Source organism: Butyricimonas sp. Marseille-P2440 (assembly GCF_900091675.1).
Classification (GTDB): Bacteria; Bacteroidota; Bacteroidia; order Bacteroidales; family Marinifilaceae; genus Butyricimonas; species Butyricimonas synergistica.
The window spans coordinates 906,153-924,741 of the sequence record NZ_LT594609.1; the positions used below are offsets into that span (position 1 = coordinate 906,153).

Below are 18,589 nucleotides of genomic sequence, written 5' to 3' on the forward strand. Positions count from 1 at the left end.
TTAAACGTGTGTACCCTAATCTTTACGCGAAAGTAACTAAAATTCTTCCGCTATGCTTCATGATTCCGTTAAAAACTAACTACTTTTGTAAGTTGTTGTGGCTGCGCCACGTTGCAAGTTACAAGTTGGCACGGTAAAAAAAATAGCATGGACAAAAGTGACGGTAGATATAAATTCTTGGGCGGTTGGCGTGGACTCCGGGAGCTATTGCCGGATAATCCCCAGGCATTCTCGCGGGTATTCTCGTCGTTGAAGAATCGCAATTTCAGACTTTATTTCGGGGGGCAATGCGTGTCGCTCATCGGGACGTGGATGCAACAGATCGCCATGAGTTGGCTGGTATTTCGCTTGACGGGTTCCGTGTTCCTGTTGGCGACGGTGACCTTTATGGCTCAGATTCCCATACTGGTTGTCACTCCTTACATGAGTGTTTTCGTCGACCGTTTTAACCGGCGTAGCCTGCTGGTAGTGACGCAATCGTTGTCCATGATCCAAGCCTTATTGATGGCTTTGCTGACCTTGACAGGATGGATCGAGGTATGGCATATCATGGCGTTGAGCTTAATGATCGGGTTAATCAACGCCTTGGACAATCCTACCCGGCAATCCTTCTACCCGAGTTTGGTACCCAAGGAGAATTTGGGTAACGCTATCGCTTTAAATTCAGCCGTGATTAACGGTTCCCGTTTGATCGGTCCCGCCGTCGGGGGCGTACTGATCGGTCTATTGGGCGAGGGGATATGCTTTCTGTTGAATGGTGTCAGTTATGTTGCGGTGATTATTGCCTTGTTGATGATGAGGATACAACCTAACCGGGAAAAGGTCGTGAAGCAGCGGGTGTGGGAAGATATGCGGGACGGGTATTTGTACGTGGTACATGATATGCCTATTCGTTCGCTGTTACTGCTGATGAGTGCGATTAGTTTTTTCGGTCTGCCGTTGATGACTTTTATCCCGGCTTACGTGAAGACCATCCTTGGCGGGGAGAGCGAGATGCTGGGGTTGTTACTCTCGTGCGTGGGTGTCGGGTCGTTCATGGCGGCTTTATATTTGGCAGCACGGAAAAGCGTATTGGGTTTGGGAAAAGTGGTGATGCTCTCCGGAGCCCTGTTAGGGATCGGTTTGGCAGCGATGTCTTTCGTGACGGTGCCGTGGGTGGCAGCCGTGTTGTGCGTGCCCGTCGGGTTTATGATTATCGCGGTGGTGGCTTCTATCAATACTTTGTTGCAAACCTTGTCGCGGGAAGATAAGCGGGGACGGGTGATGGGCTATATGGCGATGGCATTCACGGGCATGGCTCCCGTTGGGAGTATGGCGTTGGGGGCTGTCGAGAAGTTCGTGGGGTTGCAGAGTATCATCCTTTTGTCCGGTATCTGTTGTTTCACGGCTTCGCTGGTCTTTGAACACTACCGTCCGGTGGTGAGGAAATATGCCCGTCCGGTTTATGTCGAGAAAGGAATCATCAAGGAAATAGCCGAGAGTATCGGTTCCGCTGAAGAATATAAATTCTAATTTCTTTTTTTTATATGTTATTCCGTGAGAAGTCACGGGGAAGTACTGTTGACAATACAGTGGAATCAAGTTGCAATAGTGTATCAGTTCCGTATGAATTCCGTCATGAACGCTATAGGAACCCTATATGAACCCTATACGAACGCTATTTATAATAGCGTTCGTATAGAATTATAAAAGCTTATCTAAAAGTTTTTACACGGAATTGAAACGGAATTAATACACTATTACTACTTGATTTATATATGAATTCTTATTGTCTGGAGTATGTCTTTGCTTTCTCATTTTTATATATTATTTTTGTAGCTTTAAGGTGTTTTAATGAAGAATTTGTTTGCTTGCTCACGGATGAGATAATCGTGAAATGAATTTGCGTAGAGAAGTAGTTCGTGGTAACAAAATAAAAAGGGAGTGCGAGGTGAAAAGTAAGTTCGATATATTATTTGAACAGTATTATGAGCGTCTTGTCTTGTTTGCCGAGAGTTACGTGGGGGATTTGCAAACGGCGGAGGATATGGTACAAGATGTCTTTTTGGCGCTTTTTTCCCGGAAGGATTTTAATGAAGTGGCGTATACTCGTTCTTATCTTTTTAGTTGCGTGAAAAACGGGTGCGTGGATTATTTGCGCAAATTGAAGATCACGGATCCTTTGGATGTGAAGTTGTTTGATGCAGCTTATTACACGGGTGATTTTGATGTGTTGGAGCAGGAGGAATTGATTCGCCGGGTGGAGGAGGAAATCGAAAAATTGCCGGAGCAGCGACGGGATGTATTGAAAATGAATGTTTACCAGGGGATGAGCTATCCCCGGATAGCGGAAGTGACCGGGTTGTCGGTTAACACGGTGAAAACACATATGAAAAAGGCGTACCAAGATTTGAGGGAGGCTTTGTCCGGGGATCGCTTGCATTTTTTCTTATCTTTTATCTTGTTGAAAATAAAGCGTAAATCAATATTTGAAATTGTTTAGGGTATATTTTTAATTTTTTCGTTCACCCTGTTTTTAATTTTTTACGTCTTAGGTGCAAAATTATAAAACAGATGAATGAATCGGAGTTTATAAATGTATCTCTTTTGTACCGGAAAATGACGGGAGAACTGCTTTCCGGTGAGGAACAACAGGCATTTGACACTTGGTATGCCGAAAGCGGGGAACATAGGTTGTATTATGAACGTTTCTGCCGCCAACAGGAGAAGACCATGGCGAGGGAGTGTTCCCGCGTGGATGTTGAAAAATGTTTGTCAGAGGTGAAACGCAAAGGGAGGGCAGGACGATTTATTGGTTGGGTACGGTGGAGCGGTGTTGCTGCCGGTGTTTTGATTTTATTGACAGTGGGGTGGATTATCCGGGCGACAAGTGAAAAAAAGAAGATGTTTGTGCCCGTGATAGCACAACCGATGCCAGGTCATGCCGCGGTTACTTTACAGTTGAGCCATGGGGAGCGAGTCGTGCTGGATTCTACTTTAGCAACGAGAACCATCAATAAAGACCATGTGGCGATTCGGGTGGAAGACGGAGTGTTGAGGTATGATGCGGATTCTGTTGCAACAAGCGGGAGTGTTTATAACGAACTGGCGGTTCCCGCTTCCGGGGAGTATATGGTTGTTTTGGGGGATGGGACGAAAATACATTTGAATTCGGCATCCCGCTTGCGTTATCCTACCGTTTTTTCAGAGGGCGAGAGGCGGGTGCAATTGACCGGAGAAGCTTATTTTGAAGTGACCCAAGGGGAGAGTCCTTTTGTGGTGGAAACGTCGCGTGAGGAGGTGAAAGTGTTCGGAACGGAATTCAACGTGATGGCTTACGAGGATGAAGATATTTCCAAAACGACCTTGATAAAAGGCTCTGTCGGGGTACGAGTGAAAAATACCGTATCTGTTGAATTCCAGAAAATTGTTCCCGGGGAACAGTTCCTGTTGAATCGAGAAACGGACAAGCCGGAAATCGTCAAGGTGGATGTTTATCCTTACACGGCATGGAGAGAGGGGCTTTTTGTTTCCCGGAATGATAATCTGGAAACCATTTTGCGAAAAGTAGCCCGGTGGTTTGATGTGGAAATTTTTTACCAAAACCCGGGTTTGAAGCAAAAACGTTTTTTCGGAATCATGAAACGACAAACGAGTTTGCAGGAAGTGCTTGATGTGATAGCGGAAGCGGGTGATGTGCATTTCAACGTGAAGGGACGGACTGTCGTGGTGTGTGAATAAATTGGAAACAGGAGTTGTTAGCAGCAACTCCTGCTTTAGATAATCCACTGGGAACAAGTGTTTAGCAAGAATTGTTCCCAATATGTTTCATTTAATTACAAATGTATGAAAAAAAATCAGAGGTCTGTTCCCATCAGAAGGAATAGTTTACGAAAATTATGGCTTATGGCGAGATTTTTATTTGTTTTTGTGTTTGTTGTTTCGCTACACGTGTCGGCGAAATTGCATTCCCAAAATAAGGTAGTTACCCTGCAAATGAAAGGGGTGGACCTGGAGGAGGTGATCCAGGCGTTGAAGTTGCAGACGGATGTCGGTTTCTTTTATAACATTGATAATTCCGAAATTCGTAAGGTAAAAGAGATTGATGTCGATGTTCGGGAGGTTTCCCTGGAAGATGTGCTGGAACAAATATTACGGGGAACGAATTTGACCTACACGCTCGTGAATAACGTTGTTATTATCAAGTCGAGAAACGTCACCGAAGAGAAAAAGGAGTTCCGGATTGTCGGCAAAGTAATTGACGAGAAGAAAGTGCCGATGCCTGGGGTGACGGTAAAATTGGGAGGAACGGCTGTAGGTACCGCGACAAACACGAAGGGATTTTTCTCGTTGCTGTTGCCCGTGGACAAGGGAACGCTGGAATTCACGTTCGTGGGTTATAAACCGCAAAGGGTGGATTTCACGCGGGAAACAAGAGATACTCTTCTAGTGGTAATGGCGGAGGATGTGCAGGTTTTGGATGAAACGGTAGTGGTGGCTTACGGAACAACGACAAGGCGGGAAGCCACGGGGTCTATTTCCGTGGTGAAAGCGGAGGAATTGAAGGGGATTCCTTCGACGAGTATTGCCGGATTGTTGCAAGGGCGTGTTGCCGGATTGGATATAACCCAAATGTCCGGTTCTCCCGGTGGCGGAGGTACGGCGATTGTTATCCGGGGATATAATTCTTTTAATGTTTCCCAGCAAAATCGTTTTTCCGATCCGCTTTGGGTGGTTGACGGGGTGCCTTTGAATGCTTTTGATTCCCCGGTGACGGGAACAAATCTTTTATCGGATATTAACCCGGACATGATAGAGTCTATACAGGTGTTAAAAGACGCTTCCGCCGCTTCGCTTTACGGTTCGCGTGCGGCGAACGGGGTGATTATCGTGACCACAAAAAAGGGGCGGAAGAATATGAAAGCGAATTTTTCGGCTAACGTGTCATATAGCTGGAGTTGGGTACCGGAGCTACCCACGATTACGGTGGGTAAGGCGGAACGCAATGCCCGTTTGTTAGCTATCGCGAACACGAAAAAGGCTTATTATGATCCGTTGACACAAATGTACAAGTACCCGGTTTCTAATGAAGAGGCGTTTGAGAATAAAGAAACTATTTACGATTATTTTTTTTCGGCGCAGCCGGGGGGACCTGCCGCGTTGATTTATCAAGATAGTTTGAATTCTTTTTATAATAATCAGACAAATTTTTTCCCCACTTATTTTCGCACGGGCAAAGTGTTGAACGCGAACGTGCAAACCTATGGCGGAGGTGAAAACATGAATTATGGCATAGGTTTGGGATTTTATGACGAGTCGGGCGTGTTCGTGGGGACCGGATTCAGGCGGGTGGATTTGAATACCACGTTGAACGTGACGCCGGTAAATCGCCTGAACGTGGATTTGCGGATGAATGCCTCGCTTTTAACTCGTGACAGGGGAGAGAAGACGGAAGAATTGGGTTGGACAGCGCCATCAATAGAAGCCGTGCCGGGTGATCCTTTTTGGTTGAGTTCCCTTTACCCGGGAGAGGGGTCCCAATCATGGCAAGCCACGTTGGATGCGTTGCGGGGAACCAAAGAAAAGAACCGGGGCGTGCGTTTGCGGAGTAATTTTAAGGTCGGTTATGATGTGATTCCCGGGTTGAATGTATCGGCATCTTTGGCTGCTGATTATTCTATCCATCGGCGGAATTATTTCCAACCTTCCTATTTGGATGATGACGGTTTTTCTAAATCTATCGGGGAAACAAGTATTAATTTGATGGTGTTGAACGAGGACCTTGTTTCTTATCAAAAGGTTTTTAAAGAGCATCATTCCTTGAGTTTTATGGCGGGTTTTTCTTACGAGTATGACCAGATGGAGTACAACGGGGGAAGCGCCGAAAATTCCCCGAGCGATAAAATCTATTATGCGCCTTCGGGTATGCCGGAGCTCGGTTATGTAGACCGATGGGGACAACAGGTTCCCGTGGCTTTCCAGCATTATCGTTCAAATATGGAAGAGAAAAAGTTGATTTCCTTTTTTGGGCGTATGGAATATAATTACAAGAAGAAATATCTTTTTTCTGCCAGTTACCGGCGGGATGGGAGTTCTGTTTTTGGCAAGGATTGCCGCTGGGGGGCTTTCCCTTCCGTGGCTGCCGGATGGACGTTCTCGGAGGAAGATTTTGTTAGGGATAATTTCGGTTGGCTTTCTTTCGGGAAATTGCGTGCAAGTTGGGGTAAATCCGGAAAGCAATTTGAGGATGCTTATTTAGCTTTAGGGTTGATGTCGTTGGGAAAGTACCCGGAATATGGAAATCCCGTATTGGAGCCTAATCTTGCAGGAGGATTATATAATAATGATCTTTCGTGGGAAGAAACTGACCAATATGATTTCGGTTTGGATCTGGATTTGTTTAATTGTCGGCTGGGGATTACTTTAGATTATTATTATCGTTACACGGATAAATTATTGTTTCGGGTTCCTCTTGTGGGTGATTATAATGGTTATTATCACCAATGGCGAAATGCCGGGGCGATTTCGAACGAGGGCTTGGAGCTTTTGGTGAAGTTCGAGATTTTACGCAATTCAGATTTTTATTGGAAAGTATCGGTGAACGGGGCGAGGAATTGGAACCGGATTGAAAAATCTGAAACGGGCAAGGATTTGAACACGCAGCTTGTCGTGGGGAAACCGTTGAATCGTATTTGGGGGTATTTGACGCAGGGATTTATTAATCAACAGGAGGATGTGCCTACCATGTTCTCAAGCGGGGGAGAAAATTGTTATTTGTACCCGGATTATAGTAAATCAAATTTTTACACGGTTGGGGATTATAAGTTTGTGGACGTGAATGGAGACGGGAGAATTGATTATGCCGATCCCGTTGCTTTGGAAAGCGCATTGCCCATAGCTAATGGAGGTATCGTGAATGAATTCGTGTGGAAAAATTTTGATTTGAACCTCGTGATGCATTATTCTATTGGGCGACATATGGTGAATCAATTGGGAATTAATTCTTTGATATTCGTAACGGATCCATCGAACAAGTATTATGATCATCCTTTGTTGTTGGATTTTAACAAGGTTTCTTTCTGGGAAAAAGCGGGAGATAATAGTGCGGAATATCCCTTGTATCAATTGGCGGGGAAATATCAGTATGGAACTTATCCTTTGGACCGCCAAGTGGAGAAAGTGAATTATTTGAAATTGAAGACCGTGACTGTCGGTTATAATTTGCCGGAGCGAATCACGGAACGTTGGGGAATTTCTCAAATGAGAGTGTTTCTCACGGGAGAGAATCTGTGGACATGGACGAATTATTCCGGAATAGACCCGGAAACAGTAAGTATCGAGAATGGGGTAGATCCCGGGTGGAATTACCCGCTTGCCCGGAAATTCACGTTAGGTTTAACCGTTAAATTTTAAGGAGGAATGGTTATGAGAATAGTGGTATTGTTGCTGATTTTGGGTTGGTGCGTGGTTGGTTGCGATGATCAATTGGATGTTTTGCCGGAGAATTCGTTGACGTTAAACAATGCTTTGACGACCCCGCAAGATTTTGAATCGGCTATTGCCGGAGTCGAACAAGAATTAAGGCAGACGTGTATTATGAATGATCCGTTGGTACAGGAGCAAAAAGGTTTTTACGTGGATGAAATTGCCGATTGGGTAACGGGGGGATGCACGAATGATTATACTTCGGAAGAGATTGTGAATTATAATACAAATCATTGGCAAGGTTATTATTTAGGGATAGCCAAGGCTAATGCCATATTGAACAGGGTGGATGATGCTTCTTTGTCCCGTGAACGGAGGAATATTTACAAAGGTCAGGCATTGTTTTTTAAAGCGATGTTTTATTTGCGCCTCGTGCAACGTTGGGGGGATTGTATGCTGGTAAAAGATGACGTGATTTTTAAGCCAACGGCTAAGTCCCCGTGGGATGAAGTTGCTGCTTATGCCATCGAATTGGCTCGGGAAGCGGTCGATATACTTCCTGAATTTGACAAGATGACCAATTGGAAAGGGGAAAATTATGCGAACAAGGCAACCCCTGGCAAGGGTGCGGCTAATGCATTGTATGCTTATCTTTGTGCCTGGCGTGCCGGTTGCAAGTATTTTGCTTCGGATCAGGATTATAATGAGAAGGTGTTGTGGGAAGAGGCAGAAAAAGCTTGTAGCGGCATTATCGGTTCCGGCGTTTATTCTTTGGAACCGAACCCGGAAGCCGTCTGTACCCGGGGATTGGTGGAAAATAGTCCGGAATCTATATATGAAACGATAAATAGGGGGTTTGAGTATGAATTGAGTTTCTCCAGTGATATGATGGCGTTGGTGAAATTGCTTGCTTATGAAGTTTACATGAATTATCCTTTTAATCCTTTTGCAAATGAAGAAAGCATTAAGCATGGGGCATATAAAATAAAGGTGGCAACCGTGAACAAGTGGTTTGCGAATGGAGATTCACGTAAGGAGGCGTACTTTTATAAGGTAGATGAATTGGCAGAGAAGGCTGGTGGTAGCGCACACGTGTATAAATACAGGGAAGCCGTGTTTGATAAAGATATGGGATATATGTGCGGGTTGAACCAAAACAGGGTTTGGTGGCGATTGGCTGATATCTATCTTTTAAGGGCGGAGTGCCGGGCAAGGTTAGGCGATACGGAAGGTGCAATTGCTGATTTGAACGAGATCCGGAGGCGTGCCGGGGCGAAAAGTTACGATAGTTCCGAGGATAACGGGGATTTGCGTTACACGGTATTTTTGGAAAGGCAAAAAGAGCTTTTGTTGGAAGGGCATCGTTATTTTGACGTGATTCGTAACGGTTACGTGAACACGGAGTTGAAGGGGAAGTTCAGAACTCTTAGCGAGCAAGATATAAAGGACGGAGCGTTGTTTATGTGTATTGGCAGCAGTGCTTTCTCGAATAACCCGTTGATGCGGCAGAATGTTTATTGGTTTAGAAGGATGTAAAAATAATTTGAAATTCAGGATTTAATATGAAGATGTTACGATATATATTATTGAATAGTTGGGTGTTGCTGTTCCTCGTGGGGTGTGACACGAAGCAGGATGTGATATACACGGGAGTTTCCAATCCCTATTTTGACGGGACGATAATGGATTACTTGAGGTCGAATAAAGGTAATTGGGAGTTGACGGTGGAGATGATAGAACGAGCAGGTTTGGTCGATTTATTCGAGGGAAATGACGAGAGTGTGCCGGAAATGACGTTTTGGGCACCGCCTTCTTATTCTATATTGCGATTTTTGTTGCAATCGCAAAAAGATGCTATCCCGGGTGCTACTTACCGTACAGTAGGGGATATTCCTGTTGATCTTTGCAGGAGTTATATTTTGAGATGCGTGGTAAAAGGGAAGTTCGTGAAGGATAGTATCGGTTTCAGGAACGAGATGTATCGAATTTCTGACGATGAACAGGATGGTGGAATGGAGTTTATGGCTTTGGATGGGAATCGGCTTCGGGCATGCCGCGAAAAATCGGATTGGGCAGGTGTTCCGGATGTGGGGCCGGTGGCATTGCAATTGTGGTCGATCACGAGGAACGCGCTTATAGAAGTTGCATCGCCGGATATTCAACCCACGAATGGGGTGGTACATGCCTTGGGATATGGTTTTGAATTTGGTAAAATCTAAAAAAAAGTCGCTATGGAAGGAATGAAATTAGGAATATGGGGAATGTTTTTTTGTTTGTTGATGATTGGTTGTCAGGGAATTGATGTCGGTTTCTTGAGTACGGAATATGCCAGTTATGGGTTGGATTCCATGGTGATCCGGAGAGAGTTGGATACGACGGAACCTTACTGGGGACCTAATCCGGAATACCAACAGTATTTGGAATGGGGATTCTTACCGGAACAGATAGAAATGTTTTTTCCTGGTGTGAAGCCAATAACTCTTGTCGGTGCGGGAGAAGATTATTATCGGGTGTTGAATAATCAACCTTGGACGGGTAGTGCTATTGAAGGGGTAGAAGGGTCGATCCCGATATGGGTGAAGGTGAAATCGGTGACAAGCACGAACGGGGATCCCTCGAAATTAATGGAATGCGTATCGGTGCGAGGCAATGGGGTGATTGAGGTCCCTCTGGAGAATGATATCCCTGTTGGAAAATATCTCATTTCGTTGACATTTTGGAATGAAGGACGATCAAAGGATGTAGATGATTGTTTCACGATTATCGTGAAATAATGTTCGTGTGTTGTTGAAGTTTACCCGGTGTTGTATTTTTCGGAATACGATACCGGGTTTATGTATCGGGGATGCTATTATTTATCTTCGTGCCCTTTCAGTACCGGGAGGCTGATATGGTATTTTACAGCTACGATCCGGGCGAGGATAACGCTTCCGGCAGTGACGATTTGCGTGGAAACGTGCCCGACGCCCAAGGCATCACAGGTGAAATAGATGAATCCACCGAGGATGCAGGCGATGGCGTAGATGTCTTTCCGAAAGATAAGGGGTACCTCGTTGATGAAGATGTCGCGAATGACTCCCCCGACGGCACCGGTGGTCATACCCATGATGATGGCGACCCACATGGGGAATCCGGCAAGCAGGCTTTTTTCGATACCTACCACGGTGAATAGCCCGAGACCGATGGCGTCGAAGATGAAAAAGGTATTATTTAGCCGAATGACATATTTGCCGAATATGATGACGAATAGGAGAGCTAGTCCCGTGACAATGAGGTAGGACGGTTGATGCATCCAGAAGGGGGTGACGCCTAATAGTAAATCCCGGGTGGTTCCTCCCCCGATGGCAGTGGCTGCCCCCACGACGTAAGCCCCGAACCAGTCAAAACGTTTGGCGGAAGCAAGACGGATACCACTGATTGCGAAAGCGAAAGTTCCGATATAATCGATGATGGTTGTAAAATCAATATGCATATATCCTGTTATTTTTGAGCCTGCAAAAATAATAATAAAGGGTATCCGTTCTACTCGTTTCCCGATGTTTTACAGCATATTAAAGGAGTATAAATCTATATCCAGTCTTCACTTTTAACTTCTCCCTCCACGGAGAGTACGATCCGTTTGATGGGAATGTCGCGTGTAGCCATTTCTCTGGCTTTTAGAGCCATCTGTAAAAGTCCTCCACAGCAGGGGACTTCCATGATAAGTACCGTAAGCGTATCTATTTTGGCATCGTCGATCATGGAACGGATTTTATCCACGTATGAATCGGTATTGTGGTCTAATTTCGGGCAGGCGATAGCCAGGATTTTTCCTTTTAGAAAACGTTCGTGAAAATTTCCGGCGGCAAAAGCCGAACAGTCGGAAGCTAGTAATACGTTTGCTCCTTGGAAATATCCGGCTTGCGGGTTAAGCAAGTGTAGTTGTACAGGCCATTGGCGGAGTTCGGAATTTCCGGCACAAGCGACCGGGACGGCTTTCGTGACAGGTTTTAATTCCCTTGCCATGGAACCGGGGCAACCACACCCGAGTTTTTTCTCTTGGTGGAGTGATTGCAGGTTGACGGTTATATTATGGCGTTTCAGGTAGTCTACGCCTTGTTTTACCAATTCTATTTCTCCGTGTTCTTTCAGGTGGCGCAAATGAGCTAGAATCACTTGCTCTCCTTTGGGCGCAATTCGCTCCATGACGGCTTCCTCGCTATAAGGTTCTGCTTCTCTCTTTTCCAGTTCTATGGCGCCGACGGGGCATTCTCCAATACATGCGCCCAGCCCGTCGCAGTACAAGTCGCTAATCATGACGGCTTTGCCATCAATTAATTGCAACGCTCCCTCGTGACAACCTTGCACGCATAAGCCGCAACCGTTACACTTTTCTTCGTCTATCTTGATTATCGTTCGTTTCATCTTGTTGTTTTTTATGGTTTCTGATGCAAAGATACGACACAAGGGAACGATATTTTGTAATGATTATTACATTCGGATAAAATGTTTGTAAAGTTTATGAATCTACGAGAATGCTTTCTTGATTCGTTCGAGTCCCTCTTGCACGGTGGCGAGCGGGCATCCGATGTTCATGCGGAAAAAGCCTTCACCCTCTTCGCCGAAATCAGTTCCGCTGTTGAGTCCTAATTTCGCTTCATGAAGCAGTTTTTCCCGTACCTGTTCGTGTGTCAACCCGGTATCCCGGAAATCCAGCCAGAGCAAGAAAGAGCCTTCCGGGGGGATCATCTTTACCCGGGGAAGTTCCCGTTGCAGGAATTGTTCCGTGTAGGTGATATTCTTTTCAAGATACCGGAGCATTTCGTCCAGCCATGCATCCCCGTGCTTGTAGGCAGCCTCCAAGGTGATATGCCCGAATATATTTCCCAGATCCAAGTGCAGGCACAAGAGTTCCTTCTCGAACTGGCAGCGTAATTCCGGGGAGGAAATCACGATGACGGAGTTCATCATCCCGGCAATGTTAAATGTCTTGCTGGGGGCCATCATCGTTATGGTGATATTAGCGATTTCGGGAGATAGGGCAGCCATAACAGTGTGCTTGTGTCCGAACAGGGCGAGGTCGGAGTGTATCTCGTCGGAGAGAACGGTTACCCCGTATTGTAAACAGAGATTTCCCACGCGGGTCAGTTCTTCTTTCGTCCATACCCGACCTACCGGGTTATGCGAGTTGCTAATGATAAGCAGCTTTACTCCTTCTTTCAATTTTTGCTCGAAATCTTTCCAGTCGATGCGGTAATGTCCGTTTTCTATTTTCAGAGGGCTACACACGAGTTCCCGTTGGTTGTCTTTCACCACGGCATGGAATGGCGGGTAAACGGGAGTGAAGATGAGTACTTTATCCCCTTTCTGGGTGTACACTCGCACGGAAAGAGATAATGCCGTCACGATACCTGGGCTATTCAACATCCATTCTTTTTTCACTTGCCAATTGTGGCGGCGAGCTACCCAATCAATAAAAGCCTGTTTTGCCTCGTCGGTTCGGAAAGTATATCCGAAAATACCTTTTTCGCCACATTGGCGTACTGCTTCCAGAATTTCCGGGGCTGCCTGGAAATCCATATCCGCTACCCACATGGGAAGAATATCCGTGCTGCCGAACACGTTTTTCAAGTTATCGTATTTCACGCAAGCCGTGTTTCGGCGATCTATTATCTGGTCAAAATTGTACATACTTTTATTTGATTTTATCGGGTAGCAAGTTATAAAACTTTTTTGATTTATTTCTTTTCTTTTTCGACAGCCCGTTTCATCAAGTCACACCCGTCAATAGAGTAGAGGTGCGTGTCATCGAAATTATAGCAAGAGGGATCGAACTGCTCGTTTATGGCAATATTGTACAATTCTTTTAATGTCTTAGTAGGAATTTTCGTGTAAGTAGTGGCAGATAGCATGAATTTGACAGTTACCACTTTTCCTGTTTTGTCAATATAAAATGTAATCCAAAAACCACCACCTTCGGTTTCTCCTATTTGTTTGAGAATTTGTTTTAATTGTTTGTTCAATAGCTTTTGAACATATTGATTTCTCTTTTCTAGGCGTTGCTGGGTTTTAGTACTTTTTTTTGAGAGTGGAGCCAATTTTTCTGCACTAAGTTCATCACCAAAAAGTTTGTTAAAATGTTTGATTCTCACTTCAAAAGATTCTCCGGAATCATCGAGAGGTATTGTTTCGAAACGTTGAGCGTGAAGTTGAGATATGTAGAGTAAAATTCCGAATAGTAAAATAATCTGTTTCATGGATTTAAATTTGGTTGAGGGTGAATTTGGGTTATTTGTATTCTACCAAGAGTTTTTTTACTCTTGGTAGAATTTTCATGTTTTAGTAAAGACTGATTTCTGCAGCTCCGGAATAATAAGTGTTGGCGTAAAAACCAGCATTGATTTGTACTTGTATGTATTTAAATGTTGAGTTTTTCACGTTTTCCGAGAAAGGAATAAAATTGATTTCACCGTTACTCTTTCCCAGAATGTTTTCCTCCACGTAGGTTGCGTCTTCCCAGTGTATACGGTCATTGGATACTTTGATTTTGATGTACTCCGGTGCAATGGCAATTTCTCCTACACGCGTGTATTGTTTTTGCACGAAGCAGAGTCCGTTTAAGTTTTTTTGTTTTTGCAGGTCGAGAGTTAATTCGTACGTGATGAATTCGTTCGAGTAACGGGGATCCCAGTTTGTCGTGTGGTCGTTGTCTGTCAAACGTTCTAACCCGGAAGAGAAATTTTCTGGATCTTTGGGATACACGGTAAATGTCAGTTGTGATAGATCAATGAATTCGACATCAGGTATTGTATTCGTGTTACCTTTATCTTCAATGAATTCGGCAGGGCGAATTTGATTGAAGTGTTTGTTGTAGCGTTCCACGGTCAATCCATTTAATTCATGTAATTTTTGTAGAACAAAGTTTGAAGCTTCTACTTCGCTAACCTTACTTTGTCCATACTGAGAGTCGTCAACCGCTTCCTCTAGGAGGTAGCGCCTGCTACCCAGTACCAATTTTTTCAGGTTGGGGAAGTTTAAAAGGTCATTAAATGAATTGATAGACCAATCCAAGTAAAGTGTTTCCACGTTATTCACCCAATTTTCGGGTAATTCTTCCGAGTAACCATATTGCCGTTTCATTTCTTGGCGGAAATCAGCCTCGTATATTTTGTCCGAGTAAAATTCGTACGGATCGAATTCAATGATGTCAGAACAATCTTGTAATTCTCCCGTGCGTTCTAGAATAAGTGGTTTCGTGGGATCTATTTTATCCTCTAACAAGTAATATTTTTGTTTGATAAGATCTTTCGTTAATTCCAATTTACCCGCAGAACCGTCTTCTTTGGTGTAGTTTAGTACAGCTTTTTTTATGCTATTTTGCCATTCGAGAAAATAGAGAATTAGGCGGTCTTTCACGAAATAGGTTTTGGATATTAGTCTGTTGAATGCCATGATATCCTCGTGAGTAGCTGTGTAAGGACGTGCGAACACGGGATCCACGATGGAAGTTTTATTGTTTGCATCTACTCCTTGCACGGATATTTCGTAATTACCGTCTTCTAGGGGATTCCCGTTTAGTGTACGGATGTTGTACTCCGTTGTGTTACGTTCTAGTAGCACGGAGTCTTTGGCTCCATCCAGTTTCCAGGTTACTTTGACTTTTTTGATGGTCGGGTCTACGTTGTTTTTCCATGTGACGATGATGCGTTTCCAGCCCGGTTGAACTAATATATCCGTGCATTTGCCAATGTATCGTATTTCTCTGTCACCAGAGTATTTTTTGTAGGTGTCTTCTAGACTCTCTTTCACGCACGCGGAAAGTAATACCAGCATGCCGAGTAATAGTGTGATATGTTTCTTTATTTCCATAATGAATGATTTATTCTTAGTCCGTGTAAATTTCTAATTCGTGGAATTGCACGTAATTGTTATAATTTTCATATATACTGGAACCCGGGTCCATGTACAGGTTGAAAACATCGTTGATGACCATTTTTAAGTAGCGGTATCCTTCTTCTTGACCTGTTAACGGAATCGAGATCTCTAGAAACTCTTCTTTTGCTATTTCTAGTTCTTCTTTTGAACGGTATTCTTTCTTGCCTAAAGTACCCCAACAAGTGGCACACCATCTGTCTTCACTATAGAGGTATTTGTCCTGTTTGAATGTTCCGACTTCCTCCCAGCCTTCGAGCGAGTTTATTTCTTCATAAGATGCGGGAGTTGTCCCGTCGTCTTTTCGTGCGTAAAGGGTTACTTCGCGTGGTAATTCATTTTCATTATACTGGAAGCAGAGTAAACTCTTAGAACCTCCTTTTAGCCAAGTGGGACCCGCACTGTTTTTTAACAAGTTATAAATTCTTAGTGATGCCAGAATCCGATTTGTTTTTAAATCAAAGTACATGGGATGGGCGTTTTCTCCCGCAGCATCCGGACCGGCGAGGAAGGAGCAACAAGTGCCTTTGTTGCCGTATTCCCAACATATTAATCCTTTCGTGTCACCGTCAAACAGGTATTGGATGCCTAGTTTGTCATCCGGGTCTTCTATTGCGTTATCACAATAGAATGTGAAATTTTCTTTGGACATTTTGGTCGAGTGGAGGCATCTTACGCTAGGCCATGTTTTCTCGTTGACGATATAACCGCGGAAGTCTTCCGTGCGAACAATTACGGTGAGGTCTTCGATGTCTTGCTGTACCTTGAAATTTGTCGATTCTTGCCCGTTTGTTTCTTGAAGTAAAAAACTATTTATTAATATGGTGTCCGGTTTATTTGTTTGTGGGTTGGTGCCCAAGTAAAACACGTGTGCCATGCCCGATGTTTCTTCCGGGGTGTCGTAAGTTAAACTAAATCCTCCCCAGTTGGAAGTAACTTCTAAGTTTTTCAGGAAAGAAACTGGACCGGAATCACGGGTGCTGAATGCTACGTCAAAGGGTTGTGATTCTTGATCGTTATTGTAATAGAACGAGACTTGTGCCGGAATGTCTTGTTGCGATTCATTGAAACCAATAAGTTTCAATGAATCACAGAGATTACTGCCGGATCGCAGTATGTCGTTGCCGTAGGCATCTTTGTAACGGACATAGATACCAACGATACTCGGGTCGTCGGGAAGCGTGTAATGCATGATGGCGCCTCCGGCAATGGGTTTGAAGGAAAAAGCTTCATCCGGTAACTTGGCTATTATGCCTTCGTTGTTCTCGTTGCTACAAGCCAAGAATCCTAAAATAAAAAATATGAATATTATATTTCTCATAATCAAAATAGTTTTGTTTAGTTGTAATATGTTACCAACCAGGGTTTTGTTTTACTCCGGATATTAGAATCTCTTCAGAACGTATAGGAAAAAAATAATCCTTGGGGGCTTCAAATTTGCGTTTTTTCCATACAATTATGGGTTTCTCGAAGTTGCAGTAAAATCCTTCTTCCGTTGAAGATAATACATTCCATCCGTATTGAGGAGTGTTTAATTCTTCCGGGGCGGTCATCCAGCGGCGAAGATTCCAGTAACGACGCCCTTCGAACGCAAACTCGATGTTCCATTCTTGTTGGATGATTTTACGCATACCGGCTTGCGTGGACACTGTATTCGGATTTTTCGCATAGATTCCCCAAGCATCTCGTACTTTGAGGATACCTGCTCGTTCGCGTACTTTGTCCAAGGGATCATAGACTCGACTATCCGGGGTGTTCAGGTATTCGTTCCAGGCTTCGGCTGCGGCTAAATAGAGTTCTGCTAAACGGAAAATGTATCCGATTCTTGCCGTACCTAGGCTGTTGTGATATTGGGCAAAGGGGGTTTCCGAGGATAGCCCTTTTTTGATCCAGTAACCCGTGATATTTTGCGGTAAAGATTCATCATAGCGTTTTGTTTCTGTCCCCATGACTTCTTTTTGGCGTGCCATGACGGTTAAGTCCTGGTAATCTACTTCCGAGTTATTCTTTTTGTGTTTCCGGTACCAAATGGTGCGGTCGGCGGCAATCATGGCATAAAATCGGGGTTCTCGGCGGCGATGCAAGTTCAATATATTTTGATCCATCGGGACTACATGTTTGTAACGTTCGTCCGCTTCTTTGCTCATGAGATACTTCGAGGTAAGCCATTGTTTGTCTTCTTCAATGGGAAGTCCGTGTTCCGTGTAAAACATTTCTACCATCTTGATCGGTGCTCCTAGGCATCCTTGGCTGTTCAGGTCATAGTATAGTGAATTTCTTGGGTTCGTGTAGAGTAACGTGTAGAACGAGAGTCTATCGCGAAAGTTATTGACAGTAAGTATTGCTTCTTCACTGTCGTATTGGTCGCCAATCCACGTGCGTTCGATATCCAGCATCGTGTTGAGCATTTTCGTGGGACGTTTGGTGGAACCGCTAACCAATGTCTTGCCGGCTTCTTCGCAAATTAGTATCGCCGAGTCGCATGCCTCGGCAGCTTTTCTCCATTTTTCTTTGTCGTAATCAGGGAATAATTGTTCTCCGTTTCTATTCACGAAGTCTTTTAGCATGATATTACCGTTAAATAGAGGGGAGGCGGCATAGAGTAGTGTCAAAGCTTTTAGCGTGGCGACAGCCTCTTTGTTGAAATAGAGTTTGTGTGTTTCCTCTTTATTTTTCATATATGGTAATTCGGTGATGGCTTCGTCGCATAATTTCACGATGGCGTTCACGCATTCGTCTATCGGGCGGCGAGATAATTGCATGGCGCTTGAATTTGAATTCGGGTCTATGTTTTTATCCATTAAAACGATCGGACCGTAACGACGCATCAAGTCAAAATAGTAAAAAGCTTTTACAGCTTTAACTTCGGCTGCCCATACTCTTTTCTCGTCATCCTTCATGTTGTAGACTCCATCTATTTTTTCGAGAAAAATGTTACAATAACGGATCGCTGCAAAGTATTGTTGTTTGTGCCACACGTTAAAATAAGGGTTTTGTGCCGATTGTAACCCGTCCCCGATAAATAGAGCGTCTAGATTGCCGTATGTGTTGCTTCTTGCATATTCGCCGCCGCAGAATTCATCGGCACCCAAACGGGCGGGACCATTGGTAGATTCTCCTTCATTGATGATTAGGGCTACGTAACAGGATTTGAGCCATGCTTCAGCATTCTCTTTTTTTCAAAATCGGTATCTATTGTTTCCACGTCGTTTTCCGGAACGACATCAAGGTAATTTACACATCCGGCGAGAAAGACGAATGATATAAATATTAG

14 protein-coding genes are annotated in these 18,589 nt (G+C 44.2%); 7 read left to right on the top strand and 7 right to left on the bottom strand.

Translation table 11 applies throughout. The annotated features are described in order from the left end of the window. Positions 1 to 147: 147 nt before the first annotated feature. From BN8899_RS09435 to BN8899_RS09465, 7 genes are all read left to right on the top strand, one after another. Positions 148 to 1,512, top strand: coding sequence for an MFS transporter (locus BN8899_RS09435; protein ID WP_082986981.1), 1,365 nt, complete (start codon positions 148 to 150; stop codon positions 1,510 to 1,512). A gap of 418 nt (positions 1,513 to 1,930) precedes the next feature. Next, positions 1,931 to 2,482 carry an RNA polymerase sigma-70 factor gene (locus BN8899_RS09440; protein WP_169503616.1) on the top strand — a complete coding sequence of 184 codons (552 nt, stop codon included), beginning with the start codon at positions 1,931 to 1,933 and terminating at the stop codon, positions 2,480 to 2,482. A 71-nt stretch (positions 2,483 to 2,553) separates the two neighbouring features. After that, the gene (locus BN8899_RS09445; RefSeq protein WP_065219222.1) at positions 2,554 to 3,720 is read left to right on the top strand and encodes a FecR family protein; all 1,167 of its coding nucleotides are present in this window, start codon (positions 2,554 to 2,556) and stop codon (positions 3,718 to 3,720) included. Positions 3,721 to 3,885: 165 nt separating this feature from the next. After that, complete coding sequence (locus BN8899_RS09450; RefSeq protein ID WP_082986982.1) at positions 3,886 to 7,392, top strand: SusC/RagA family TonB-linked outer membrane protein; 3,507 nt, start codon at positions 3,886 to 3,888, stop codon at positions 7,390 to 7,392. Positions 7,393 to 7,398: 6 nt separating this feature from the next. Beyond that, positions 7,399 to 8,940 carry a RagB/SusD family nutrient uptake outer membrane protein gene (locus BN8899_RS09455; protein WP_065219224.1) on the top strand — a complete coding sequence of 514 codons (1,542 nt, stop codon included), beginning with the start codon at positions 7,399 to 7,401 and terminating at the stop codon, positions 8,938 to 8,940. 26 nt (positions 8,941 to 8,966) lie between these two features. After that, positions 8,967 to 9,623 carry a hypothetical protein gene (locus tag BN8899_RS09460; protein ID WP_065219225.1) on the top strand — a complete coding sequence of 219 codons (657 nt, stop codon included), beginning with the start codon at positions 8,967 to 8,969 and terminating at the stop codon, positions 9,621 to 9,623. Positions 9,624 to 9,635: 12 nt separating this feature from the next. Next, entirely contained in the window at positions 9,636 to 10,178 is a 543-nt protein-coding gene (locus BN8899_RS09465; protein ID WP_065219226.1) for a hypothetical protein, read from the top strand. Between the two features lie 77 nt (positions 10,179 to 10,255). Here BN8899_RS09465 and BN8899_RS09470 read toward each other — a convergent pair whose 3' ends face one another. From BN8899_RS09470 to BN8899_RS09500, 7 genes are all read right to left on the bottom strand, one after another. Further along, entirely contained in the window at positions 10,256 to 10,876 is a 621-nt protein-coding gene (locus tag BN8899_RS09470; protein WP_018337796.1) for a trimeric intracellular cation channel family protein, read from the bottom strand. Positions 10,877 to 10,971: 95 nt separating this feature from the next. Beyond that, entirely contained in the window at positions 10,972 to 11,808 is an 837-nt protein-coding gene (locus BN8899_RS09475) for an ATP-binding protein (RefSeq protein WP_065219227.1), read from the bottom strand. 102 nt (positions 11,809 to 11,910) lie between these two features. Next, the gene (locus tag BN8899_RS09480) at positions 11,911 to 13,074 is read right to left on the bottom strand and encodes a MalY/PatB family protein (protein ID WP_065219228.1); all 1,164 of its coding nucleotides are present in this window, start codon (positions 13,072 to 13,074) and stop codon (positions 11,911 to 11,913) included. Between the two features lie 47 nt (positions 13,075 to 13,121). Beyond that, positions 13,122 to 13,640, bottom strand: a complete 519-nt coding sequence (locus tag BN8899_RS09485) for a hypothetical protein (protein WP_065219229.1) — start codon at positions 13,638 to 13,640, stop codon at positions 13,122 to 13,124. Between the two features lie 82 nt (positions 13,641 to 13,722). Next, the gene (locus BN8899_RS09490) at positions 13,723 to 15,252 is read right to left on the bottom strand and encodes a DUF4998 domain-containing protein (protein WP_065219230.1); all 1,530 of its coding nucleotides are present in this window, start codon (positions 15,250 to 15,252) and stop codon (positions 13,723 to 13,725) included. A gap of 16 nt (positions 15,253 to 15,268) precedes the next feature. Then, the gene (locus BN8899_RS09495) at positions 15,269 to 16,636 is read right to left on the bottom strand and encodes a DUF4959 domain-containing protein (protein ID WP_065219231.1); all 1,368 of its coding nucleotides are present in this window, start codon (positions 16,634 to 16,636) and stop codon (positions 15,269 to 15,271) included. Positions 16,637 to 16,667: 31 nt separating this feature from the next. Next, positions 16,668 to 18,407 (bottom strand): RagB/SusD family nutrient uptake outer membrane protein, encoded by a 1,740-nt coding sequence (locus tag BN8899_RS09500; protein WP_231932313.1) that lies wholly within the window; start codon positions 18,405 to 18,407, stop codon positions 16,668 to 16,670. Positions 18,408 to 18,589 lie beyond the last annotated feature (182 nt).